This is a genomic window from Gymnodinialimonas ceratoperidinii (assembly GCF_019297855.1).
GTDB classification, from domain to species: domain Bacteria; phylum Pseudomonadota; class Alphaproteobacteria; order Rhodobacterales; family Rhodobacteraceae; genus Gymnodinialimonas; species Gymnodinialimonas ceratoperidinii.
In genome coordinates, this window is the sequence record NZ_CP079194.1 from 3472724 (window position 1) to 3496959 (window position 24236).

General features: G+C 65.3%; 26 protein-coding genes. 14 read left to right on the forward strand and 12 right to left on the reverse strand.

All coding sequences use genetic code 11. From position 1 onward, the window contains the following. Positions 1–133 precede the first annotated feature (133 nt). From KYE46_RS16675 to KYE46_RS16715, 9 genes are all read left to right on the forward strand, one after another. On the forward strand, positions 134–712 hold the full coding sequence (locus KYE46_RS16675) for an FMN-dependent NADH-azoreductase (RefSeq protein ID WP_219002253.1): 579 nt from the start codon (positions 134–136) through the stop codon (positions 710–712). Between the two features lie 78 nt (positions 713–790). Further along, entirely contained in the window at positions 791–1315 is a 525-nt protein-coding gene (locus tag KYE46_RS16680; protein WP_219002254.1) for a hypothetical protein, read from the forward strand. Between the two features lie 280 nt (positions 1316–1595). Further along, positions 1596–3092 (forward strand): signal recognition particle protein, encoded by a 1497-nt coding sequence (ffh, locus tag KYE46_RS16685; protein ID WP_219002255.1) that lies wholly within the window; start codon positions 1596–1598, stop codon positions 3090–3092. A 37-nt stretch (positions 3093–3129) separates the two neighbouring features. Beyond that, positions 3130–3654: a GNAT family N-acetyltransferase gene (locus KYE46_RS16690; protein WP_219002256.1), complete on the forward strand. Its 525-nt coding sequence runs from the start codon at positions 3130–3132 to the stop codon at positions 3652–3654. Next, the gene (locus KYE46_RS16695; protein WP_219002258.1) at positions 3651–4157 is read left to right on the forward strand and encodes a GNAT family N-acetyltransferase; all 507 of its coding nucleotides are present in this window, start codon (positions 3651–3653) and stop codon (positions 4155–4157) included. Before KYE46_RS16690 ends, KYE46_RS16695 begins: the two co-directional genes overlap by 4 nt. Next, positions 4154–4450, forward strand: a complete 297-nt coding sequence (locus KYE46_RS16700) for a chorismate mutase (protein ID WP_219002260.1) — start codon at positions 4154–4156, stop codon at positions 4448–4450. Before KYE46_RS16695 ends, KYE46_RS16700 begins: the two co-directional genes overlap by 4 nt. Before the next feature lie 34 nt (positions 4451–4484). Further along, positions 4485–4892, forward strand: a complete 408-nt coding sequence (gene rpsP / locus KYE46_RS16705) for a 30S ribosomal protein S16 (RefSeq protein ID WP_219002262.1) — start codon at positions 4485–4487, stop codon at positions 4890–4892. Between the two features lie 123 nt (positions 4893–5015). Then, positions 5016–5591 (forward strand): ribosome maturation factor RimM, encoded by a 576-nt coding sequence (gene rimM, locus KYE46_RS16710; RefSeq protein WP_219002264.1) that lies wholly within the window; start codon positions 5016–5018, stop codon positions 5589–5591. A gap of 118 nt (positions 5592–5709) precedes the next feature. Beyond that, positions 5710–6636, forward strand: coding sequence for a PLP-dependent cysteine synthase family protein (locus tag KYE46_RS16715; RefSeq protein ID WP_219002267.1), 927 nt, complete (start codon positions 5710–5712; stop codon positions 6634–6636). Between the two features lie 94 nt (positions 6637–6730). Here the strand turns inward: KYE46_RS16715 and KYE46_RS16720 are convergent, their stop codons facing one another. Beyond that, a complete protein-coding gene (locus KYE46_RS16720) occupies positions 6731–7492 on the reverse strand; it encodes an ABC transporter permease (protein ID WP_219002269.1) in 762 nt (253 codons plus the stop codon). After that, positions 7489–8424, reverse strand: coding sequence for an ABC transporter ATP-binding protein (locus tag KYE46_RS16725; RefSeq protein ID WP_219002271.1), 936 nt, complete (start codon positions 8422–8424; stop codon positions 7489–7491). Before KYE46_RS16725 ends, KYE46_RS16720 begins: the two co-directional genes overlap by 4 nt. A 146-nt stretch (positions 8425–8570) precedes the next feature. On the opposite strand from KYE46_RS16725, the gene trmD reads away from it, so the two are divergent. The 4 genes from trmD to rpmE all read left to right on the forward strand — a co-directional run bounded on the left by trmD (position 8571) and on the right by rpmE (position 11448). Further along, positions 8571–9383 carry a tRNA (guanosine(37)-N1)-methyltransferase TrmD gene (gene trmD, locus KYE46_RS16730; RefSeq protein ID WP_219002273.1) on the forward strand — a complete coding sequence of 271 codons (813 nt, stop codon included), beginning with the start codon at positions 8571–8573 and terminating at the stop codon, positions 9381–9383. A 178-nt stretch (positions 9384–9561) separates the two neighbouring features. Further along, complete coding sequence (locus tag KYE46_RS16735) at positions 9562–10161, forward strand: RES domain-containing protein (RefSeq protein WP_219002276.1); 600 nt, start codon at positions 9562–9564, stop codon at positions 10159–10161. A gap of 669 nt (positions 10162–10830) precedes the next feature. Next, complete coding sequence (gene rplS, locus KYE46_RS16740) at positions 10831–11214, forward strand: 50S ribosomal protein L19 (RefSeq protein ID WP_219002278.1); 384 nt, start codon at positions 10831–10833, stop codon at positions 11212–11214. Between the two features lie 12 nt (positions 11215–11226). Beyond that, a complete protein-coding gene (gene rpmE / locus KYE46_RS16745; RefSeq protein WP_219002279.1) occupies positions 11227–11448 on the forward strand; it encodes a 50S ribosomal protein L31 in 222 nt (73 codons plus the stop codon). 57 nt (positions 11449–11505) lie between these two features. Here rpmE and KYE46_RS16750 read toward each other — a convergent pair whose 3' ends face one another. Then, complete coding sequence (locus KYE46_RS16750) at positions 11506–12786, reverse strand: tetratricopeptide repeat protein (protein WP_219002280.1); 1281 nt, start codon at positions 12784–12786, stop codon at positions 11506–11508. 156 nt (positions 12787–12942) lie between these two features. Between KYE46_RS16750 and KYE46_RS16755 the strand changes: the two genes are divergently transcribed. Then, entirely contained in the window at positions 12943–13752 is an 810-nt protein-coding gene (locus KYE46_RS16755) for a division plane positioning ATPase MipZ (protein ID WP_219002281.1), read from the forward strand. 124 nt (positions 13753–13876) lie between these two features. Here KYE46_RS16755 and KYE46_RS16760 read toward each other — a convergent pair whose 3' ends face one another. The 9 genes from KYE46_RS16760 to aroA form a co-directional block, all read right to left on the reverse strand. Continuing rightward, the gene (locus KYE46_RS16760) at positions 13877–14890 is read right to left on the reverse strand and encodes a cytochrome d ubiquinol oxidase subunit II (protein ID WP_219002282.1); all 1014 of its coding nucleotides are present in this window, start codon (positions 14888–14890) and stop codon (positions 13877–13879) included. Positions 14891–14896: 6 nt separating this feature from the next. Further along, positions 14897–16333 carry a cytochrome ubiquinol oxidase subunit I gene (locus tag KYE46_RS16765; protein WP_219002283.1) on the reverse strand — a complete coding sequence of 479 codons (1437 nt, stop codon included), beginning with the start codon at positions 16331–16333 and terminating at the stop codon, positions 14897–14899. A 4-nt stretch (positions 16334–16337) separates the two neighbouring features. Next, positions 16338–16892 (reverse strand): GbsR/MarR family transcriptional regulator, encoded by a 555-nt coding sequence (locus KYE46_RS16770; RefSeq protein WP_219002284.1) that lies wholly within the window; start codon positions 16890–16892, stop codon positions 16338–16340. Positions 16893–16998: 106 nt separating this feature from the next. Continuing rightward, entirely contained in the window at positions 16999–18240 is a 1242-nt protein-coding gene (locus KYE46_RS16775) for an Hsp70 family protein (protein WP_219002285.1), read from the reverse strand. A 198-nt stretch (positions 18241–18438) separates the two neighbouring features. Further along, entirely contained in the window at positions 18439–19419 is a 981-nt protein-coding gene (locus KYE46_RS16780) for a PRC-barrel domain-containing protein (protein ID WP_219002287.1), read from the reverse strand. Between the two features lie 240 nt (positions 19420–19659). After that, positions 19660–21336 carry a 30S ribosomal protein S1 gene (gene rpsA / locus KYE46_RS16785; RefSeq protein WP_247716868.1) on the reverse strand — a complete coding sequence of 559 codons (1677 nt, stop codon included), beginning with the start codon at positions 21334–21336 and terminating at the stop codon, positions 19660–19662. A 307-nt stretch (positions 21337–21643) separates the two neighbouring features. Further along, the gene (locus KYE46_RS16790; protein WP_219002289.1) at positions 21644–22264 is read right to left on the reverse strand and encodes a (d)CMP kinase; all 621 of its coding nucleotides are present in this window, start codon (positions 22262–22264) and stop codon (positions 21644–21646) included. Further along, entirely contained in the window at positions 22261–22752 is a 492-nt protein-coding gene (locus KYE46_RS16795) for a hypothetical protein (RefSeq protein WP_219002290.1), read from the reverse strand. The genes KYE46_RS16790 and KYE46_RS16795 overlap by 4 nt, the downstream gene beginning before the upstream one ends. 115 nt (positions 22753–22867) lie before the next feature. Further along, positions 22868–24220, reverse strand: coding sequence for a 3-phosphoshikimate 1-carboxyvinyltransferase (aroA, locus tag KYE46_RS16800; protein ID WP_219002291.1), 1353 nt, complete (start codon positions 24218–24220; stop codon positions 22868–22870). Positions 24221–24236: the final 16 nt, after the last annotated feature.

Consider the following 24236-nt stretch of genomic DNA (forward strand, 5'->3'; position numbering starts at 1 on the left):
CAAGTGCAACGCCTCATAGCAAGGCAGCGTCAATGTGCGAATATAAACACTATATAGCAAGTAGCGCAGGTTGTGCGCCCTGATGCAGCTATTAGGTCCTTCCTCATATTCTTCGACCAATGAGAGACACACCATGACCCATATCCTCCGCATCGACGCCTCCGCCCGCCGCGAGAACTCGATCTCCCGCGATCTCACCACCCAGATCGTCGAGAAACTCTCCCCCGCCACCGTCACAACCCGTGACCTCGCCGAGGGCGTGCCCCTGCTCGACGAAGCATGGATCGGCGCGAACTTCACCCCGGCCGACGCACGGTCCCCCGAACAGGCCGAGACACTGGCGCTCTCGGACGCGCTGGTGGCAGAGGTGAAGGCCGCCGACACGTTGGTGATCGGACTGCCGATCTACAACTTCGGCGTGCCTGCCGCCCTGAAAGCCTGGATCGACCAGATCGCCCGCGTCGGCGTGACCTTCCGCTATACCGAGACCGGGCCCGAGGGGCTTCTGAGCGGCAAGCGCGCGATTATCGCGCTGGCGTCCGGCGGCACCGAGGCGGGCTCCGCGATCGACTTCGCGACCGGCTACATCCGCCACCTTCTGGGCTTCATCGGCATCACCGACGTGACCTTCGTGACGGCCGACCGCATGGCCATCGACCCCGAGGCCACGCTGGCCGGGGCGCGGCAGCAGGTGGCGGCCCTGGCGGCCTGATCCGATCCCGACGACGAGGTCGCAGCCGGTGCTGCGGCCTCGCTTTGTCTGCGCGGCCCCCTGTGCTAATCTCGCGCCATGGGCCGTCACCTCTCTTCCCTGCTCGCTTTTCTTGCCGTGGCCGCCACGAGTCCGGCAGCCTCGGCACTGACCTGTGCGCTCGATTTCACCGTCGAGGTAACCCAGGGCGTCGGCCTGATCCGCCCCGGCACCCGCCTGCCCGGCAGCGCGGAATACACCACCACCGGTCAATCGATCCGGCAGGACGGTGGCGCCATGGCGCATCTGGCGCAGGGGTCCATGTCGATTGGCGAGGGGATCTCCGGCCCGATCTGGACGCTGATCACCACCTCTCGTGAACATGCCACCGATCTGGTCGGGGTCTATGCCCACCATATCGAGGGCCTGTCCTACGGCGGCATCCATTACGTCGGCCCGATGGCCCTGACGCTCTACGGCGCGCCCGGATCGCGCCCCGCGCCGGTGCCGCCGATCACTCAGGCGGAGTGGGATCAACTCGATATCCGGCGCTCGTTCTCGCTGCATGCGCCGGGCGACATGCTGGCCGGAGACGTGCTGGACCTGTCCGTCCTCTGCCACTAGCCGCGCCGCTCCCCGGCCCGGCCCCTGCCGCGATGATTGACTCACCCGCCGATCCCGCCTAAATCCCCCTTCAATAGCCGGAAAGCCAAGCTTCCCGGTCCCGCGCGCGTTCGTAGGATCGCCCCCCGTCAGCGAGTTTCGCCCACGGGGGCAAAACCCGTTTGGGTGTTGCCCTCGTCCGGAACGACCACTTGGGGCAATGCGCATCGGGGCTTGGGTTCGTGGGCTGCGTCCTTATCTTCAAGGGCAGACTTCCGGGATCGCGAAAGGGGCCACGCCCATGTTTGAGAATCTATCCGAACGCCTCTCTGGCGTCTTCGACCGGCTCACCAAGCAGGGTGCGCTGTCGGAGGATGACGTCCGCACCGCCCTGCGCGAAGTGCGCGTCGCCCTGCTGGAGGCCGACGTCTCGCTGCCCGTGGCGCGCAGCTTCATCAAGAACGTCGAGAAGAAGGCCACTGGCGCGGCAGTCACCAAGTCGATCACGCCGGGCCAGCAGGTCGTCAAGATCGTCCATGACGAGCTGATCGCGACGCTGCGCGGCGAAGGCGACCCCGGCAAGCTGAAGATCGACAACCCGCCCGCGCCGATCCTGATGGTCGGCCTGCAGGGCTCGGGCAAGACGACGACGACGGCGAAACTCGCCAAGCGCCTGAAGGATCGTGAGGGCAAGAAGGTCCTGATGGCCTCGCTCGACACCAACCGCCCGGCGGCGATGGAGCAGCTGGCCATCCTCGGCACACAGATCGGCGTCGACACGCTGCCGATCGTGCCCGGCGAGGACCCGGTCCAGATCGCCAAGCGCGCCAACACCCAGGCGAGCCTCGCGGGCTACGACGTCTACATGCTCGACACCGCCGGCCGCCTGCACATCGACGAGGAGCTGATCGCCCAGGCCGCCGCCGTGCGCGACGTGGCCAACCCGCGCGAGACGCTGCTGGTGGTCGATGGCCTGACCGGTCAGGACGCGGTCAACGTCGCGACGGAGTTCGATGACAAGATCGGCGTCTCCGGCGTGGTGCTCACCCGGATGGACGGCGACGGTCGCGGTGGCGCGGCGCTCTCGATGCGCGAGATCACCGGCAAGCCGATCCGCTTCGTCGGCCTCGGCGAGAAGATGGACGCCATCGAGACCTTCGAGCCCGAGCGCATCGCGGGCCGCATCCTCGGCATGGGCGACATCGTCGCGCTGGTGGAGAAGGCGCAGGAAACGCTTGAGGCCGAACAGGCCGAGCGAATGATGAAGCGTTTCCAGAAGGGTCAGTTCAACATGAACGACCTGAAGGGCCAGCTTGAGCAGATGCAGAAGATGGGCGGCATGCAGGGCATGATGGGCATGATGCCCGGCATGGCCAAGATGTCGAAACAGATCGAGGAAGCGGGCTTCGACGACAAGGTGATCGTCCGCCAGATCGCCCTGATCCAGTCGATGACCAAACGCGAGCGCGCCAACCCGGCGATCCTTCAGGCGAGCCGCAAGAAGCGGATTGCCAAGGGCGCGGGTCAAGAGGTCAGCGACCTCAACAAGCTGCTCAAGATGCACCGCCAGATGGCGGACGCGATGAAGAAGATGGGAAAGATGGGCAAGAAAGGCCTGATGCGCGGCGGCCTCGGCGCGCTGATGGGCAAGGGCGGCGGCATGCCCGCGGGGATGGACCCCTCGGCCATGGCCGGCATGGACCCCAAGGCGCTGGAAAAAGCGGCCAAGCAGATGGGTGCCGGCGGCGGTGGCCTGCCGGGGCTCGGTGATCTCTCGGGTCTGGGCAAGAAGAAGTGACCCTGCGTGCCCGCCATATCGCGCGCCCGGTGATCCCATGCTGATCATCCCCACGCTCCTTTCCGAGCGGCTGACGCTGCGCGCGCCCAATCTCGGCGACTTCGAGGCGATCGCCGCCTTCCGCGCGTCGGAGCGGTCGCATTTCGTCGGCGGTCCCTCGACCGAGGGCGAAAGCTGGCAATACCTCGCCGCGCTGATCGGCCATTGGCACCTGCGCGGTTACGGCCGCTGGATCGTGGCTGAGACCGGCAACGAGGAAGAGGCGCTCGGCATCGTCGGCCCGCTCTGCCCCGTCGACTGGCCCGAGCCCGAGATCGCCTGGACGATGTTCGAGAAGGGCGAAGGCAAGGGCTACGCCTACGAGGCCGCCCTGCTGGCGCGCGATTACGCCTATCAGACGCTGGAATGGCAAACGGCCGCGAGCTTCGTGCACGCCGAGAACGCGGCCTCGCTGGCACTGGCCCGCAAGCTCGGTTGCCACCTCGACGGCACCTTCGAGCATGGCCGCTTCGGCACCATGCAGATCTGGCGTCACCCCTCTCCGGCGGAGGTCTCGGCATGATCCCCGTTTTGCAGACCGAACGGCTGACCCTGCGCGGCCCCGAGCCCGGCGACTGGCCCGGCTTCCGCGACTACTTCGCTTCCGAGCGCGCCGCCTATACCGGCGGGCAAAAGGATGAGAAGCAGGCCTGGACGATCTTCGCCGCCGAATTTGGCCATTGGACGATCCGTGGCTTCGGCATGTGGACGGTGGAGCACGAGGGCGCGCCAGTGGGCATCGTCGGTTGCTGGTATCCCGCCGGCTGGCCGGAGAAGGAAATCGGCTGGATGCTCTGGGAGAACGCCGAGGGCCGCGGCATCGCTTACGAGGCCGCGCAGGCCGTGCGCGCCCATTGCTACGGGCCCTTCGGCTGGACCTCGGCCGTCAGCTACATCCACCGCGACAACGCGCGCTCCATCGCCCTGGCCGAGCGCCTCGGCTGCCGCCTCGATGCCGCGGCCACCCACCCCAACCCCGACGCGCTGGTCTATCGCCACCCGTCGCCACAGGAGGCCGCTGCATGAGCGACGCCGTTGCCAAAGCCGCCGAGGTCCTGAAGGGCCACCGCGAAAGCATCGACCGGCTCGATGCGATCCTGATCTACACCCTGGGAGAGCGCTTCAAGCACACCCAGGCTGTCGGCCGTCTCAAGGCCGAACACGACCTTCCCCCGAGCGATCCGGCCCGCGAGGCCACGCAGATCGCCCGGTTAGAAGACTTGTCTCAGCGGGCCGATCTGGACCCCGTCTTTGCCAAGAAACTCATGCGCTTCGTCATCGACGAAGTCATCCGTCACCACGAACAACACCAATCATAGGGGCACCCGCCCCGGTCTTTAGGAGAAATACACCATGGCCATGAAAATTCGTCTCGCCCGCGGCGGTTCCAAGAAGCGTCCCTTCTACCGCATCGTTGCTTCCGACAGCCGCATGCCCCGCGACGGCCGCTTCATCGAGAAGCTCGGCACCTACAACCCGCTCCTGCCCAAGGACAGCGAAGACCGCGTCAAGATGGATATGGAGCGCGTTCAGCACTGGCTCGACAAGGGCGCTCAGCCCACCGACCGCGTGAGCCGTTTCCTCGAGGCCGCCGGCGTCGTCGAAAAGAAAGAGCGCGCCAACATGAAGAAGGCTCAGCCCGGCAAGAAAGCCGTCGAGCGTTCGGAAGAGAAAGCCGCCAAGGCAGCCGCCGCCGCTGAAGCAGCCGCCGCCCCCGCGGAAGAGCCCGCAGCAGAAGAAGAAACCGCCGCAGAGGAGTAATCCTGCGCGGCCCTGCGCGCCCGGTGCACCTGTGCCGGGCCGCAGACCTCGAACCTGTGTGAGGGCAGGACGCGACCGTCCTGCCCCGCACGCCCCCGCCCTTCCATCTGTCATAGGTTCCCCATGCCTGCATCGCCCTCCAAACCCGACCACGTCTGCGTGGGTGCGATCTCCGGCTCCTTCGGGGTGCGCGGGGAAGTGCGGTTGAAAAGTTTCTGCGCCGAACCCTCCGACATCGGCTCCTACGGGCCGCTGAGCACCGAGGACGGCGCCACCTCCTACACGGTCACCCTGACGCGCCCGGTCAAATCCGGCTACGCGGCCATGCTCTCGGGCGTCGCCACCAAGGAAGAGGCCGACGCCCTGCGCGGCACCCGGCTCTATGCGCCCCGCACCGCCCTGCCCTCGCTGCCCGACGACGAGTTCTATCACGCCGATCTCGTGGGGCTCGCCGCCATCGACACCGGTGGGGAACCCATCGGCAAGATCGCCTCGGTCGCCAATCACGGCGCGGGCGACATCCTCGAGATCACCGGCCCCGGCCTCGGCAATGGCCTGCTGATCCCCTTCACCCTTGCCGCCGTCCCCACGGTCGACCTCGCCGCTGGCCGGGTCATCATCGACATGCCGGAAGGCCTGCTTGATCCCGCGCCCGCCCCCGAGGCGCCCGCGCCCCCCCTCGGCCAGGATTACGACTGAGGCGCCCACCGCCGCACCGCCAAGCCGCGACCACCCGCGCTGACTCGATCGCCGCAATCTGCTACCCTCTCCGCCGCTGCCCGTGCCACTCCGGCGTGGCAAACCTGAAGGAGAGGCCATGCCCCACGACAGCATCCTGTCAACGATCGGTAACACCCCCCTGATCCGCCTCGCCCAGATCGAACCCACCGGGGGCGCGGAAATCTGGCTCAAGCTCGAATCCGGCAACCCCACCGGCTCCTACAAGGACCGCATGGCCGTCTCGGTCCTCACCCGCGCCATCGAGCGCGGCGCGTTGCACCCCGGCGACCGGGTGGTGGAATATACCGGCGGCAGCACCGGCACGGCGCTCGCCTTCGTCGCCGCCGCCCTCGGCCTGCGCTTCACTGCGGTCTTCTCCGATGCCTTTTCCGCCAGCAAGAAACAGGCGATGGAGGCCTTCGGCGCCGAGGTTCTCGTGGAGCCAAGCGAAGACGGCACGATCACGCCCGAGCTGATCCAGCGCATGAAGGCCCACGCCTATGCGCTCGCGGAAGAACCGGGCAGCTTCTACGCCCACCAGTTCGGCTCCCCCGATGTCCGCGCGGGCTACGCCCCCATGGGAGCCGAGATCGCCGCCAGCCTCGACGGCAAGCTGGATTGCCTCATCGCCGCCGTGGGCACCGGCGCCGCACTCATGGGCGCCGCCGACGGGCTCGCCACCGCGGGCTGCACGCCCGACGTCATCGCGCTCGAACCCGCGCAATCGCCGCTCCTGACCACCGGCAAGGGCGGGCCGCACCGGGTCGAGGGCATCGGCGTGGGCTTCGCCCCGCCCTTTCTTGAGCAGTCCCGCCTCGCCGACATCCGCGCCATCGACCAGACCCGCGCCTTCGAGATGTGCCGCACCCTGGCGCGGGAGGCCGGCATCTTCTGCGGCGGCTCCACCGGCCTGAACGTGACCGCCGCCATCGACATCGCGCGCGAGTTCGGCCCCGGCAAGAAGATCGTCACCCTCGGCTGCGACACCGGCGCGAAATACCTCGGCGGCCACATCTACGGCTGAAGCCCCCGCTCCTTCATCTTGGCAAATACAACTCTGGGGGTGGACGCTTTCCCACCGGGAAAGCGTCAGGGGGCTAGCCCCCTTCCCGGCCCGCTCAGGCGCGCAGGCGCCAGCCGGTCTTGAAGATCCAGCCGATGACCGCGATGCAAAGGCCCGTGAACCCAAGGATCGCCACCAGCGACCAGACAAGGTCCACGTCCGCCACCCCGAAGAAGCTCCACCGGAACCCCGAGATCAGGTAGACCACCGGGTTGAACAACGTCACCGTCTGCCAGCTCTCGGGCAGCATCGAGATCGAGTAGAAGGCCCCGCCGAGGAACACCAGCGGCGTCACCGCCAGCAGCGGGATCAGCTGCAACTGCTCGAAATTCTGCGCCCAGATGCCGATGATGAAACCGAAGAGGCTGAACGACAGGCAGGTGAGCACCAAAAAGGTGAGCATCCAGAACGGGTGCAGGATCTGCAGGTCGACGAAGAAAAACGCGGTGCCGAGGATGATCAGCCCGATCATGAAACTCTTCGTCGCCGCCGCCAGCACGTAGCCCGCGGTGATCTCCAGAAAGGAGGCGGGCGCCGAGAGCAGCTCGTAGATCGTGCCGATGAATTTCGGGAAATAGATCCCGAAACTGGCGTTGGAGATCGACTGGGTCAGCACCGTCAACATGATCAGGCCGGGCACGATGAAGGCGCCGTAGCTGACGCCCTCCACCTGGTCGATGCGCGAGCCGATGGCGGTGCCGAAGACGATGAAATAGAGCGAGGTCGAGAGCACCGGCGAGACAATGGATTGCGCCAGCGTGCGGAAGGTCCGGGCCATCTCGAAGACATAGATGGATTTGATCGCCTGAAAGTTCATGCCGCGTCCCCTTCCTTCACGAGACCCACGAAGATTTCTTCCAGCGAGCTTTGCTTGGTTTCCACGTCCGACACCACCAGCCCCTCGGCTTGCAGCGCGGTCAGAAGCCGGACGATACCGGTGCGTTCGGCGCGGGTGTCGTAGCGGTAAACCAGCCGCGCGCCGCCGTCCTCGAGCTCGAGATCCCGGCCCCGCAACCCTTCCGGCAGCGTGGTGATCGGCTCGGCCAGATCGATGCGCAGCTCCTTCTGGCCCATGCGCGCCATCAGGTCGGCCTTCTCTTCCACCAGCAGGATGCGGCCGTTGTTGATCACCCCGACACGGTCGGCCATGGCCTCGGCCTCCTCGATGTAATGGGTGGTCAGGATGATCGTCACGCCACTGTCCGAGAGGGTGCGCACGATCTCCCACATATCCCGGCGGAGCTCCACATCGACGCCGGCCGTGGGCTCGTCGAGAAACAGCACGCGCGGCTCGTGGGACAGCGCCTTGGCGATCAGCACCCGCCGCTTCATCCCCCCCGACAACGTACGGATCGCGTCGTCCTTCTTGTCCCAGAGCGAGAGCTGCCGGAGAATTTTCTCGAGGTAGGCGTCATTGCGCGGCTTGCCGAAGAGCCCACGCGAGAAACGCACCGTGTTGATCACCTTCTCGAAGGGTTCGAGGTTGATCTCCTGCGGCACGAGGCCGATCAGGCTGCGCGCGGCGCGGTACTCGGACTGGGTGTCATGGCCACCGACCGAAACGGTGCCGCTGGTCGGTTGCACGATGCCGCAGATCGTCGAGATCAGGGTCGTCTTGCCCGCGCCGTTGGGACCGAGAAGCGCGAGGATCTCGCCCTCGGCAATCTCCAGCGAAACGGCATCCAGCGCGGTGAACCCGCCGTCGTAAACTTTCGTCAACCGGTCAACGGTCAGGATGGGTTTGGTCATCGGGCGAGGCTCCTTGCGCAGAGGCTCAACCTAGGGGGGCGGCTGCGGTCAGACAAGCACCGGAACGCCCCTGCCTCGCGTCAACTGACAGGACCTGCCTGCGAGAAGGAATTGATCGCCCGCCCGCGCCCGCGTAGAGGAAGCCCATGACACAGCCCCCGACCCGATCCCATGGCCGCCTGTCGCAATCCGCGAGCCTGAAGCCGCGCGAATTGATGACCGACCGCCCCCGCCTCGCCAAGGCCTGGTGCGCCAAGGTGATCACGCTGTTCCCCGAGACCTTCCCCGGCGTGCTCGATGCTTCGCTGACGGGCAAGGCCCTGCAGAAGGGCATCTGGGCGCTGGAGACGATCGACCTGCGCACCTTCGGCACCGGCAAGCACCGGCAGGTGGACGACACGCCCGCCGGCGGCGGCGCGGGGCTGGTGCTGAAACCCGACGTCATGGGCCGCGCGCTCGACATTGCCTCGCAGGGAACGCCGCAGGACCGGGCCCTGTGGCCCATCGTCTACCTCTCGCCGCGCGGCAAGCCGTTCACCCAAGCCGACGCCGAGCGCTTCTCCAAGGCACCGGGCATGACGCTCGTCTGCGGGCGCTTCGAGGGGTTGGACCAGCGGGTGATCGACCACTACGGGATGGAAGAGGTCTGCGTCGGCGATGCGGTCCTCACCGGTGGCGAGATCGCCGCGCAACTGGTGCTCGACGCCACCACGCGGCTGATCCCCGGCGTTCTCGGCAACGCGGAATCCACGCAGGAAGAGAGCTTCTCGGACGGCCTGCTGGAGCATCCGCAATACACCAAGCCCGCCGAATGGCGCGGACACGCAATCCCGTCGGTGCTGCTGTCAGGCGATCACGGCAAGGTCGCGAAATGGCGCAAGGAGCAATCCGAAGCCCTGACGCAGGAGAGGCGCCCGGATCTGTGGGCCAAGCATGTCGAGGGCAAGGATACGGATTAGGGACTGGATTGCGGACGGAGCGGGCTTTCGCTGTGTTGGCGATCAATTTCGGTTTTGAGAAGACGGAGGACTTCGAAGAGTATGTTTCGTCGCTTGTCTAAGTTGCGGGCTGACGTAGCATCGGAGGGTTTGTGCGTCTATCAGATTGAAAGTGGTTCGCGACGTTGGGGGATAGTTTGTGACGAAAGACAGTTTGGGTCCGACTTTCAAATCGCACCGTGATTATCATCATTTCCAACTCGAGGTCTTGAAGTCACGTCGTTACATTAGGTCTCTGGAGGCGGAAGCTTTTCTGCAAGCCGTCGCTGCCACCTGTGCTACGCGAGAAAAAATCGTCAAACCGGGCGCTGGGTTGAGGCGCGCCCAAGTAGCACATGGGCTGAGACCTGTTTATCAGACTGACGACGATGGCGAAGAAATCCACATCGACGACATTGAATGCGCGGCCAGCAAAGCACGCATGCTGCCTTTGCGTGACCAAGCCTCTGACGGGCGCGTGAACTCGCGCGGTATCCCTTTTCTATATATGGCGACAAACAACGTCACGGCAGTATCGGAAGTCAGGCCCGCGATCGGCGCCTACGTGACCATCGCCACTATGAAATGTTTGCGCGCATTGAAACTAATCGATTGCAGCGTTCTTGTCGAAAGGCGATTCATCTATTTCAACGAGCCAGAGCGCGCCAAGATAGAAGAGGCTGTCTGGTCTGATATCGACCGGGCATTTTCAGCGCCTGTTGACAGGTCTGACGACGCAGCGGAGTACGCTCCCACATAGATTCTTGCGGAATTGTTTCGCTCGCTCGGCTACGATGGTGTGGCGTACAAGAGCGCGTTCGGCGAAGACGGCTACAATGTCGCAATCTTCAATATTGACGATTTTGAAGTCGGGCGGTGCCAGCTATTTTTAGTAAAAGACATTGCGCACAAAATCGAACGCCAACCCGACTAATCCGTACTGATGGAGTGCACTTCAGGCGTACTTCCGGAATGAAGAATTAAAGCTTTGAGAGATTTACGTATTAGCTCAAGATGACCGCTTCGGATGTGTAAGCGGACATCGGGAGGGGAGCAGCCGCATTCGTCACAACGGGCTCTTTCCGGACTTTCGCAGCAAGCTGCATGAATGTCACCTCAGGACCTCAAAGCGGGCACTCAAATGCACCACCGCGCCTTTACCACACCAGCCCGAAAACCCTTGATCCCTTGGGCCCACGCGCCTATACGCCCCTAGTCTGCGGTTGGAATCAGCCAGCGGGCCTTGGTGCTATTGGACATCCGCGGAGTTTCGGCGCGGTCTCAGCCACGGCACCACCAAGGAATGAAGCTTGCACCACCTCTGGCGGGCGCCCCCTAAAGGGATCAGCGCGGACCCGGTCGAAAACCAGAGCTCTAGGGCGGACGGAAAATCAGCGGGCAAACCGCGCATCATCAAGGAGCGTTTCAGATGAACCTGATCGCAGAACTGGAAGCAGAGCAGGTCGCCGAACTTGCCAAAGACATTCCGGATTTCAAGGCTGGCGATACCATTCGCGTCGGCTTCCGGGTTACCGAAGGCACACGGACCCGTGTGCAGAACTACGAAGGCGTCTGCATCGCGCGCAAGAACGGCCACGGCATCGCCGGCTCGTTCACCGTCCGCAAGATTTCCTTCGGCGAGGGCGTGGAGCGTGTGTTCCCCCTGCACTCGACCAACATCGACAGCATCACCGTCGTGCGCCGTGGCCGTGTCCGCCGCTCGAAGCTGTACTACCTCCGCTCGCGTCGTGGTAAGTCCGCGCGTATCGCCGAGGACACCCGTTACAAGCCGCTGAAAAGCGCTCAGGCATAAGGAGATCACGAGATGAAAAAGGACCTGCATCCCGAGTACCACGTGATCAACGTGAAGATGACCAACGGCGACGTCGTTGAGATGCGCTCGATCTGGGGCTCCGAGGGCGACACCCTCGCGCTCGACATCGACCCCACGGTACACCCCGCGTGGACCGGCGGCGGCGCCCGCCTGATGGACACCGGCGGCCGCGTGTCGAAGTTCAAGAAAAAGTACGAAGGCCTGGGCTTCTAAGCACCCCGCCTTTTGCACGATCCAGACGCCGCTCCCTCGGGGGCGGCGTTTTGCGTTTCACGAGACATATCCTTCGACCGGCACGCCCTCCGCGAAGACAGGCCGCCGCGTGGCCACGGCACGCGTCGCCTCGTCCTTCTGCCCCAGGCGCATCAGGCAGAGCACCCAGGTCAGTTCCAGCAAGTCCCGCTGCGCGCGCGAGCCGCCGAGCCGCGCGTGATCGGCCATGACCGGGGTCAGCCGGCGCAGAGCCTCGGCCCAGTCGCCCCGCGCCACGGCACCCCATGTCCGCGCGACCGGTGCAACGAGGTCCGCCGCATAGCCGCGAGAGGCCTCGGCGATCCGCGCCAGCGCCGCGCCGTCTCCTGCCATGGCATGGGCCAGCGCCGCGTGGATGTCGGCGAAACTCATCCCCGGCGTGGCGAAATGCTGCGAGGCATAGGCGCTCAACTCGTGCCAATCCTCCGGCGGCACATCGAGCCCGGCGATCTCGGCGCGCCACAGCAGTGCCGCGCCATCGGTGATCTTGTTGAGCGGCAGCGACTGGCTGGCGGTCGGCGCGACCCCCTCGCGGTAATGGGCCCACATCGCATCGGCGTCGCCCTGCTCCAGCGCCCAGAGCGCTTCGTGCCAGCTCAGGTGCCCATGCAGCAACGCGCGCCGGTCATAGCCCCGCATCCAGTCCGAGAGGTAGCGGCGGCCTGCGTCGGTCTCTCCCATCTCGTAGAGCGTATGGGCCTTGAAATGCGAGCCATTGGCGTTGGCGTCGTTCAGCGCCAGCGATTGCTCCATCAGGGTCAGCGCCTCGTCGAGCCGCCCCACTTCGCAAACCGCCTGCCCGTGTACGGACAGCAACCACCAGTCGTCGCCCAGATGGGGCATCAGCCGCGCGGTGAAAGCCAGCTGCGCCGCCTCGCGCCCCGCCTCTCCCGACAGGCCGATCAGCCCGTAGATGTTGGTGCAAATCTGCGCCACCAAAACGTCGCGCGGATAGCTTTCGACATGGGCCTCCACCGCGCGACGGGCTTCGACCGGTTTGCCGGACAAAAGGAGCGTGAAAATCCCGACCTGGGCCACTTCCCGCGCCGAAATCCCCCCGGTGAGCGCGCCTGCCCTGGCCACCGCCGCCTTCGCGCCTGCCATGTCCGCGGCATACATCGCCGCCCGCGCCGCGCCGACATGGGCCAGCGCGAACCCCGGATCCGCCTGTATCGCACGGGCGAAGGCCGCCTCTGCGCCATGGGTTGCCGCGAGGATATGCGCCACCCCCTCGTCATAGGCCGCGACGGCTTCCACCGAGCCCGTCGACAGCGCGTTTCCATATCGATCTTGCTGCATCTCTTGCGCCTCCCTTGCGGCAAAAGGGTCGCACGGCGGGCACGATCCGTCCAACAAACACGGCTTTCCGCTTAACAATCCCCCCGCGCGCAGCCTATACAACGCCAGAGCGGCCCGCACGGAATGAGGCTGCAGGGTAACATATCAGGACAGGCCATGGCGCATATCATTGTTCTCGGAAACGAGAAGGGCGGATCGGGTAAATCGACCACCTCCATGCACATCGCAACAGCGCTGGCGCGCCTTGGCTACGTCGTCGGCGGCTTGGACCTGGACCTGCGCCAACGCAGCTTCCACCGCTACCTCGACAACCGCCGCGCCACGATCGAGCGCAAGGGCCTCGACCTCGCCTGCCCGATCGTGCTGGACCTGCCCGACGTCGACCCCGGCGATCTGCCCGAGGGCGTCAACGTCTACGACCACCGCCTCTCGGCCGCCGTGACCGAACAGGAAAACCGCTGCGATTTCATCGTCATCGACTGCCCCGGCAGCCACACGAGACTGAGCCAGGTGGCCCACAGCCTCGCCGATACGCTGATCACCCCGCTCAACGACAGCTTCGTGGACTTCGATCTGCTGGCCAAGGTCGACCCCGAGAGTTTCGCCCTTAAGGGCCCCTCGGTCTATTCCGAGATGGTCTGGCACGCCCGCCAACTCCGCGCCAAGGCCGGCCTGCAACCGACCGACTGGGTCGTGGTCCGCAACCGTCTGCCGGCGCAGCAGATGCACAACAAGGCAAAGATGGGCCGCGCCCTCTCCGAGCTCTCCAAGCGCATCGGCTTCCGCGTCGCGCCGGGCTTTTCCGAGCGCGTCATCTTCCGCGAACTCTTCCCCTCGGGCATGACGCTCCTCGACCTGCGCGACATGGGGGTGGAGCGGATGAACATCTCCAACGTCGCCGCCCGCCAGGAACTGCGCGACCTCCTGACTGCCCTCAACCTTCCCGGCGTCAGCGTCGACTTCTGACGCGCCTTCATCTTGGCCGATACAACTCTGGGGGTGGGCGCTTTCCCCCGGAAAGCGCCAAGGGGGCTAGCCCCCTCTCTTAATATAAAGGTAACGCGGCGCAGCCGCACCTTTTCCCACCCCCTCAATCGTAGCGCAGCTCCGTCGCCTTCCCGCGGAAGATCACGTAGGCCAGCACCGAGTAGCCGGCGATGATCGGCACGACGACGCAGGCGCCGATCAGGATGATGAGCAGGCTTTCCGGGGCGGCGGCGGCCTCGTAGATGGTCAGCCGGTCGGGCACAACGTAGGGGTAGAAGCTGTAGGCCAGCCCCACGTAGGCCAGCGCGAAAAGCGCGGTGGCGACGGCGAAGGGTTGCCAGGATCGGGCGTCGTTCTCGTACGGCATGACCCGAACCATGCGCCAGAGCCACAGCACCAGCAGGCCGGAGATCACCGGGATCGGGGCCAGCCAGAAGACATCCGGAAACTGCAGCCAGCGATCGAATATCCGCGTCGACACCAGCGGCGTCGCCAGCGACACCGCACCGATGCCGAGGATCACGCCCCAGAGGCTGTCACGCGCCCATTTCACCGCCTTCACTTGCAGACCGCCCTCCATCTTGTGGATCAGCCAGCAGGCGCCGATGAAGCTGTACCCCACCGCAAGGAACGCGGCGGTGAGCGCGGCGAACAGGAACGTGGCCCATGTTTGCTGCAACCCCATGACGTAGAGGCCGAGCATGAAGCCCTGGGACAGCGCCGTGAGGGTCGAGCCTGCGAAGAACACACAGTTCCACAGCCGCTTGTGCCGGGCGTGGGCCTTGGCGCGGAACTCGAAGGCCACGCCGCGCAGGATCAACCCGATCAGCATGATGAAGACCGGCACGTAGAGCGCCGTCAGGATCATCCCATGCGCCGTCGGGAAGGCCACGAGCAGCAGCCCAACTGCCAGCACCAGCCAGGTCTCGTTGGCGTCCCAGAACGGCCCGATGGAGCCGATCATCCGGTCCTTCTCGGCCTCATCGGCGAAGGGGAACAACAGCCCCACACCGAGGTCGAAGCCGTCCAGCACCACGTAAACGAGGATCGAGAATCCCATCAGCGAGGCGAAGGCCCAGGGCAGCCAATCGGCGGGATTTGCGAAATCAGGTAGCATCGGTTCTCACTCCCCCGGTTGCAGCGCTTCAACCTGCGCCTTGCCGGAATGGTCCATGTCGTAGGCAGGCGCGTCCTGCCCCCGTGCGGCGAGGCGGGCGAGGTAGACGATGACGGAGATGTAGGCCAACAGCAGCAAGCCATACATCACGAGGTAGCCCGCAAGGGTGCTGGCGACCATCGGCGCCGGCACGTCCGCCACGGCCATCTCGGTGGTCATCACCCCCTGTACCAGCCACGGCTGGCGGCCGATCTCGGTGGTGTACCATCCGGCAAGGGTGGCCACCCATCCGCTGAAGGTCATCGGCACCAGCAGCCAGATCAACGGCCGCGGCAGACCCTCTGCCGCGAACCAGCGCTTGGCGTGCGGATCGGGGTGCAACCGCCGCCGCTTCCACATCAGGAACACCGACAGCCAGGACACCGCCAGCATCGCCATGCCGGTGCCGACCATCGTGCGGAACGACCAGAAGACCGGCAGGACGGGCGGGTGCATCGCGGTGCCGTCCTCGGCCACGAAATCGTTGAGCCCCTGCACCACGCCATCGGCATGGTGGGTCAGGATCAGCGAGGCGACCGAGGGGATTCCGACCTCGAACCGGTTCTCGCGCGCCTCGGCATCGGGCAGCGCGAACAGCAGCAGGGGTTGATGCGGGCCGGTCTCCCAGATGCCCTCCATCGCGGCGACCTTCTGGGGCTGGTGCTCCAGCGTGTTCAGCCCGTGCATGTCGCCCATGTAGATCTGCACCGGGATCAGCAGCGCCCCAAGGCAGAGTCCCACCTTCAGCGTCGCGCGCAGGTCGGCCGCGCGGTCCCCCAGAAGCCAGCGGAAGGCCGAGACACCCGCCAGCAGGAAGGCCACGGTCAGCCCCGAGGCCAGCAGCATATGGACGAAGCGGTAGGGCATGGAGGGGTTGAAGACGATCGCGAACCAATCCGTCGCATGGGCCACGCCGTCGATCATCTCGAAGCCCTGCGGCGTGTGCATCCACGAGTTCAGGACGATGATCCAGAAGGCCGAGACGGTGGTGCCGAAGGCCACGAGGAAGGTCGCGAGGATATGCAGCCAGCCCGGCACGCGGGAGAAGCCGAAAAGCATGATGCCGATGAAGGCCGCCTCGAGGAAGAAGGCCGTGAGTACCTCGTAGGCCAAGAGCGGCCCGGCGATGTTGCCGACCGTCTCCATGAAGCCGGGCCAGTTGGTGCCGAACTGGAACGACATGGTGATGCCGCTGACCACGCCCATGGCGAAGGAGAGGGCGAAGACCTTCACCCAGAGCCGATAGACGTTCATCCACTTGATGTCGCCGGTCTGCGCGAAACGGACCCGGAAGAACAGCAGCGCCCACCCGAGGGCGATGGTGATCGTCGGGAACAGGATATGGAACGAGATGTTGGCCGCGAACTGGATGCGGCTGAAAATGAGGGTGTCGAGAGCTTCCATCAGCTTATTCCTTCCGCAAGCGGCGCGTGGGCATCACGTTGCCAGCCTTGTCGATCAGGCCCGCGATCTTGCTGCCCAATGTCATCATCTTGACCAGGCGTTCCGTTTCAAGCTTCTCCATCTCGTCGTAGAAGCCTGTCATCAGCTCGATCATCTCGCGCAGCTCCGCGATGCGCGCCTCGGCGTAGGCGTCCCCGGCGGGGCCGGCCATCTCCAGCTCGCGCAGCTTGGTGAGCGTCGGGTCGATCTCGCGCTTCTTGCGCTCGGCGATGAGGATGCGGGTGATTTCCCACAGGTCCTCGGGGGTGGTGAAATAGTCGCGCCGGTCGTCGGGGATGTGGCGCAGCCGCACGAGACCCCATGCCTGCAGCTCCTTCAGGCCCATCGAGGTGTTCGACCGGCTGACGCCAAGCCCCGCCGTGATCTGCTCGGCGTTGAGCGGCTCGGACGAGAGGAACAGCAGGGCGTAGATCTGCCCCACGGTGCGGTTGATGCCCCACCGGCTGCCCATTTCACCGAAGTGCAGGACGAACTCCTGCTGAAGGTTCGAGAGGTTCATCTGCCATCCTGTTCGCGCTTGTCTGGCATTTCAGTTATTTCTGAAATTTATATAGAGGCGCTGCCGCGAAAGGCAATGTGGCCGCCGGGCCTGCGCTGAAATGTCCTCAAGCGGTGGCGAGGGCCAGACCGTCCACCACGGCGGTGAAGGCGTTGGAGCGGAGCACCTTGGCCTCGGGGCAGATCGCCTGCGCCTCGGCGGCGATGAAGCCCATGAGGGAGGAGCCGCCGACGAGGATGATCCGTGCGATCTGGCGTCCCTCGACGTCCGCGCGCTGCAGGGTCTCGTCCATGGCGTCGCGCAATGCGCTGCGCGTGGGCGCGAGGTCGCGGTCCAGATCGGTCTCGCTCAGCGAGATCCGCAGCCCGCGCTCCAGCGCGCCCATGTCGATGGCGGCGGCCTCCGCGCCGTTGTTGGCGGCGATCTTCCCGCGCTCCACCGCGAAGGCCAGCTCGTGGCCGAGCTCCAGCTCCAGCACCTCGGCGAAACGCTCCATCGCCGGGCGGTCGACCGCGTGGCGGACCATGTCGGCCACCATCCGGCGGGTATCCTGCGTGTAGAGGAAGGGGATCTTGGCCCAGGTCGAAAGCTCCACATAGGGCGCGCGGGGCACCGGCAGCAGGCCCGCCCCCATGGTCCGGCGCAATTGGCCGCCGAGGCCGAGGACTGGCATCGCGTGCGCCATGGAGACCGCGTGATCGAAGTCGGTGCCGCCGAGGCGGATGCCGTGGCTGGCGAGGATCTCTGGCCCCCGCGCGCCGTTACGGAAGACCGAGAAGTCCGAGGTGCCGCCGCCGATATCGACGATCAGCCCCAAGCCCTCCGGCGCGCCCATTCCCTGACAGGAGATCGCAGCGGCCTCCGGCTCGGGGAGGAAATCAACTTCGGTGAAACCGGCTGCGAGGTAACAGCCGCGCAGGTCCGCCTCGGCTTGGGCGTCGCGCTCGGAATCGTCGCTGTGGAAGCGCACCGGGCGGCCGGACAGCGCGTGGGTGACGGGATGGCCCGCCTGCGCCTCGGCGCGGTCGCGCAGGGTGGTGAGGAAGGCGGTGATGACCTCGGCCACGGTGCGACGTTTGCCGCCCAGAAGCCGCGTCTCGTGGAGGAGCGGCACGCCAAGGATGCTCTTGAGCGCGCGCATGTAGCGCCCCTCCTCGCCCGCGATCAGCGACTGCGCGGCCTGCGTGCCGATCTGCATCGCGCTGCCATCGGCGGGAAAGAAGACAGCGGTGGGCAAGGTGGCCTCGCCCGCCTCCACCTCGATCCGGGTGATCTGGCCCTCCCGTAGGAGAGCGGCGGCGGAGTTGGAGGTGCCGAAATCGACGGCGAGAACGGGGGAATGGGTCACGGAGAGGCCTGCAGTGGCGAGGGGCAAGGCCGCGCTGGCTATCGGAGTTCAGCGAGGCATACAACCCGGCCAAAGACCTGATGCTTGGCGTACACACCCGGTACACGGACCGTGCACACAAAAGAAAGCGCCGCCACCGGGTGAACCAGTGGCGGCGCGCTCATTTCTCAAGACACAATTCGCGTCAGGGGCGAGAAGTTAGCCTTCGTATTCGGGCTGTGCTTCCAGCTCTTCCTGCGTGGCGTCGATGTAGACGCGCACGTCACCACCTTCGCCGCGAACGATCTGCAGTTCCTCGAAGGTCACGGCGATGGAGTGCTCGCCCAGACCAAGGAAGCCACCGATGTCGAGCACGGCGCGGTCCAGCGAACCGTCGTCGTTCAGCAGAAGCTCGCTCACTTCACCCATGTCTTCGTTGTCGGCGCCGTAGACGTTGGCACCGGTCAGGTCGTCAGCGGTCATCTCGTCGTAGCTTACGTTCTCGTAGCCATCGACTTCAACGGCGGGCATCGAGAGACGGGGACGGTCGGTTTCTTCGATCTCGACCATGGTCTCGTCTTCGGCCATCACGGCGTCGCCATCGGTCATGGCTTCGGCGTTGGCTTCGGCTTCGGCAGTTGCTTCACCGTCGGTGGAGACGTCTGCATCGGCATCGACATCGATGTCTACGTTGTCGCCATCCATGTCGGCGTCAGCGTCCATGTCCATATCGGCGTCCATGTCCATGTCTTCGTCCATGTCCATGCCCATCGAGGTCCGCTCGAATTCGGGGGCCTGCTCGACGTCGGCTGCGGCAGCGTTGACGACAAGGAAGAACTCGTCGGCGTCTTCACCATCGGAGACGAACTGGATCTGGTCCATGTTCACGGCAACGTCACGCTCGCCGATACCGAGGAAGCCACCAACACCAACGATCACGGACTGAACTTCGCCGTCGCGGGTCAGGATGATCTCGTTGATCTCACCGATGTCGTCCCACTCCTGCTCACCGTCTGCTTCGACCATGTCGCCGGTCTCGTTCTCGGTGACGTAGACGCGCATGCCGATCACGTCGGAGGCGTTCAGGTTCATTTCGGCGTCAAACGCCATGTCGGAAAACGGTGTGTTCGAGTGGGCATCCGCATATGCGCCGGTGGCCATTACGGATGCGGCGGCGGTGGTAATAAGAAAACGTTTCATGTTGTCTCTCCTTATGTCGAGGGACGCGTTTAGATCGCGCCTTGCATTGGAGAAACGGACTCCCCGCTTGTTTGTTCCCGATCCGGGGCGGCAAACCGACAGGTATATTTGTGAAAGTTGAAGGAACAATTTCGGCTTTAAAGCGTTGGTGCGCGCCCGCAATTTGAATGACGTGGCACCCCTGAACGGAAAAGGCCCCGCCGTTGCCGGCGGGGCCTTTCCTAATCAATGCGGGAACGATCAGTCGTCCTGCTTCAGCGCTGCGCCAAGGATATCGCCGAGGGACGCGCCGGAGTCGGAGGAACCGAACTGTTCGACGGCCTCTTTCTCTTCCGCGATCTCGCGTGCCTTGATCGAGAGACCGAGGCGGCGGGACTTGGCGTCGATGTTGGTGACGCGGACGTCCAGCTTGTCACCGACCTGGAAACGCTCGGGGCGCTGCTCGGAACGGTCACGGCTGAGGTCGGAGCGACGGATGAAGGACTTCATGCCTTCGTAGTCCACCTCGATGCCGCCCTCTTCGATCGCCGTCACTTCAACGGTGATGATCGAGCCGCGCTTGACGCCTTCGATGGTCTCGCCGAAGGGATCGCCGTCAACTGCCTTGATGGACAGGCTGATGCGCTCCTTGTCGGTGTCGACCTCGGTGACGACGGCCTTCACGATGTCGCCCTTGCGGAACTCACCGATCATGTCTTCGCCACGGCCTTCCCACGTCAGGTCGGAGAGGTGAACCATGCCGTCGATCTCACCTTCGAGACCAACAAACAGGCCGAATTCGGTGATGTTCTTGACTTCACCTTCAACCTGCGTGCCCTCGGGGTGGCTCTCGGCGAACACTTCCCACGGGTTGCGCTGGGTCTGCTTGAGGCCAAGCGAGACGCGACGCTTCACGGTGTCGATCTCCAGCACCATCACTTCGACTTCCTGGGAAGTGGAAACAATCTTGCCCGGATGGACGTTCTTCTTGGTCCAGGACATCTCGGACACGTGGACGAGGCCTTCGACACCCGGCTCCAGCTCAACAAACGCACCGTAATCGGTGATGTTCGTCACGCGGCCCGTGTGGACGGTGTCCAGAGCGTACTTGGCGGCCACGGCATCCCATGGGTCGTCCTGCAGCTGCTTCATGCCGAGGCTGATGCGGTGCGTCTCTTTGTTGACCTTGATGACCTGCACCTTGACGGTCTCGCCGATGGTGAGGATCTCTTTCGGGTCGTTGACGCGGCGCCATGCCATGTCGGTGACGTGCAGCAGGCCGTCCACACCGCCCAGGTCGACGAATGCGCCGTACTCGGTGATGTTCTTGACCACGCCGTCCACGACATCGCCTTCGTTCAGCTTGCCGATGACCTCGGCGCGCTGCTCGGCGCGGGACTCTTCAAGGATCGCGCGGCGCGAGACAACGATGTTGCCACGGCGACGGTCCATCTTGAGGATCTGGAACGGCTGCTTGAGACCCATGAGCGGGCCCGCGTCGCGGACCGGGCGGACGTCAACCTGCGAGCCGGGAAGGAACGCAACTGCGCCACCCAGATCCACGGTGAAACCACCCTTCACGCGGCCAAAGATCGCGCCTTCGACACGCTCTTCCGCGGCATATGCCTTCTCCAGACGATCCCAGGCGGCCTCACGGCGGGCCATCTCGTGCGACAGCACGGCCTCGCCACGGGCGTTCTCGACGTTGCGAAGGTAGACTTCGACTTCGTCGCCGACCTCGATCGAGGGCGCTTCACCGGGATTCGCGAATTCTTTGAGTTCGACACGGCCTTCCATCTTGTAGCCGACGTCGATGATGGCCTGGCCCGCTTCGATCGCGATGACCTTGCCTTTGACAACAGAGCCCTCGTCGGGCGTGTCAATTTCGAAGCTTTCGTTAAGGAGGGCTTCGAATTCCTCCATCATGTTATTTGCCATGTGGCGTCTGGTTCCTATCAATTTGATGCTGGCCGCGCGGTTGTCTCCGCCGGTCTTATGGTTGCGTCCGCGTTGTGGACATGGATTGATCCGCGACACGTCGTTGAAACGAAAGAGGGGCCGGAAACTTCCGACCCATGCCTGACCCTTCGTCCCCCGACTTATCTGCCGTATTGGACAGGCGGCGTATAGCGGGCGTCGGCCTTGTTTGCAAGGGGTGAGCCGCCGCGCCAGCCCGCGCCGGCCTGCAACCGCCCATCACGGCGGGCCGGTCGCTGCACCGGCGCCCCGGTCGGGCAGAACTGCCCTAGTCCGCGGTGCCGCGCTTTTCCTCGACAGCCGCGATTGCCGCGGCGATTGCAGCCTCTGCCGTCATCTCGCTGGTGTCCAGCGTCAGGGCATCCTCGGCTGCGACCATCGGCGCCGTGGCCCGCTCGGCATCGCGGGCGTCGCGCGCACGCACGTCGGCCAGCACTTCATCGTAGTCGGCCTCCAACCCCCGGCCGGCGAATTCATCCAGCCGCCGCTTGGCCCGCACCTCGGCGCTTGCCGTGACGAACAGCTTCACCTCGGCCCGCGGGCAGATCACCGTCCCGATGTCGCGCCCATCCAGCACCGCGCCGCCGATGCGATGGGCGAAGGCACGCTGGAACTCCAGCAGCGCATCGCGCACCTCGGGGATCACGGCCACCTTGGAGGCCGCCTGCGCGACCTCGCCCGTGCGCAGGGTGTCGGGGAAGGACAGATCCTCCGGTGTCAGCGCACGCGCCGCGTCAATCGCACGCTCTCCACGCAGAACCCGCGCCCCCACGGCCCGGTACAACAACCCGGTATCCAGATGCGCAAACCCGAACCTGTCGGCCACCGCGCGGCCGATCGTTCCCTTGCCTGCCGCGGCAGGCCCATCAATGGCGACTGTAAATCTCATAGGGTTCTGGTTCTCATATAGACGCCCCCCAAGGCAATCGCGCTGAGGATCAAAAACGCGTATTTCGTCACGGTGGCCCGGCTTGCGGCGAGAAACATCGGATCCGAAGGCGCCTCGGCCCGCAACAACGCGGCCACGCGCGCGTTCTCGATCAGATCGGCACCGAGGTAGAAGAGAGGCAACAGCGCGAGGATACGCCAAGCCCCCGAAGGCCGCCGCCACAGGGGCCAGCCCAGAAGGGCGGCCAGCGCGATGGGAAAGACGGTATCGAGCCTGTGCACATCGCCAAGGTAGACCGCGCGCCCCTGATCGGAGAGCGCCTGCAGGAAAGCGCGCCCCTCCGCGGCGGAATAGCCGGCGAGGCGCGCGTCGAAAGGGGACATGCCGCCGGCCTCGGGCACCAGCGCCGCGAACCAGAGCCACGCCAGCCCGCCATAAAGCGCCGCCGTCAGCCCGGCGAGGCCACGCCACGCGCGGCCCTCGGTCATCGACAAGGCTCCGAAAGAAAGATCCCGGTCTGAAGTCGCATCGGCTGCCCCTGCTTGCTACGGCCTCAGCCTAGGCAGATCACGCGCATCGCACCAGCCTCGACGGCTCCGACACTCACGCCGACGCTGGCTCCAGAACCGCACCGAGATCGCCCATCAAGCTCTCGAAAATCGGGAAAGAGGTGGCAATCGGCCCGGCATCGTCAATGGTGATCCCCTCACAGCTGGCGAAACCGGCACAGAGGAAGGACATCGCGATCCGGTGATCCAGATGCGTCGCGACTGTCGCGCCACCCCGCACGCCGCCCGGCCCGCGCCCGTGGACGATCCACCAGTCGGGCCCATCCTCGACCTCGACCCCGTTGAGCCGCAAACCATCGGCCATGGCGGCGATCCGATCGCTCTCCTTCACCCGCAATTCCTTGACGCCGCGCATCACCGTCTGCCCTTCGGCATTGGCCGCGACCACCGAGAGGATTGGATATTCATCGATCATGCTCGCCGCGCGCTCGGGCGGCACCTCGATGCCTTTCATCTCCGGCGAGAACTTGGCCCGCAGGTCGGCAACCGGCTCGCCGCCCTCCTCGCGCGGGTTCTCGTAGGTGAGGTCGGCGCCCATGTCGCGCAGGGTCTCGAACAGCCCCGCGCGCGTGGGGTTGAGGCCGATGTTGGGCACCAGAACGTCGGAGCCCTCGGTGATCAGCGCGGCACAGACCGGGAAAGCCGCCGAAGAGGGATCACGCGGCACCGCGATCACCTGCGGCCGCAACTCGGGCTGTCCCTGCAAGGTGACGACCCGGCCCTCCGGCGTCACCTCGGTGGAAATCGTGGCGCCAAATCCTGCCAGCATCCGCTCGCTGTGATCGCGCGTGGCCTCTGCCTCGATCACCACCGTCTCGCCGGGCGCGTTCAGCCCCGCCAGCAATACGGCGGATTTCACCTGCGCCGAGGGCACCGGAGTCGCGTAGCGCACAGGCATCGGATCGGCCGCCCCCACCAGCGTCATCGGCAAACGGCCCTGCGCCCGCCCGTAGGCCTTGGTCCCGAACAGCGCCAAGGGGTCCGTCACCCGCGCCATCGGCCGCGACCGCAGCGAGGCATCGCCGGTAAAGGTCACGGCAATCGGAGAGGTTGCCATCGCTCCCATCAGCAAGCGCACTCCGGTGCCCGAGTTGCCGCAGTCCAACACATCCTCCGGCTCCGCGAACCCGCCGACGCCAACCCCGTGGATCGACCACGTGCCATCATCCTCGCGCGTCACCTCGGCGCCGAAGGCCCGCATCGCCGAGGCCGTGTCGAGCACGTCCTGTCCCTCCAGCAGCCCCGTCACCCGGGTCTCGCCCACCGCCATCGCACCAAAGATCAGCGACCGGTGCGAGATCGACTTGTCCCCCGGCACCTCTGCCACGCCAGTCAAAGCGCCACCGCGGCGGGCCATCATCGGTTTCGGATCACCATGTGCGGACATGTCAAAGGCCTTCCAG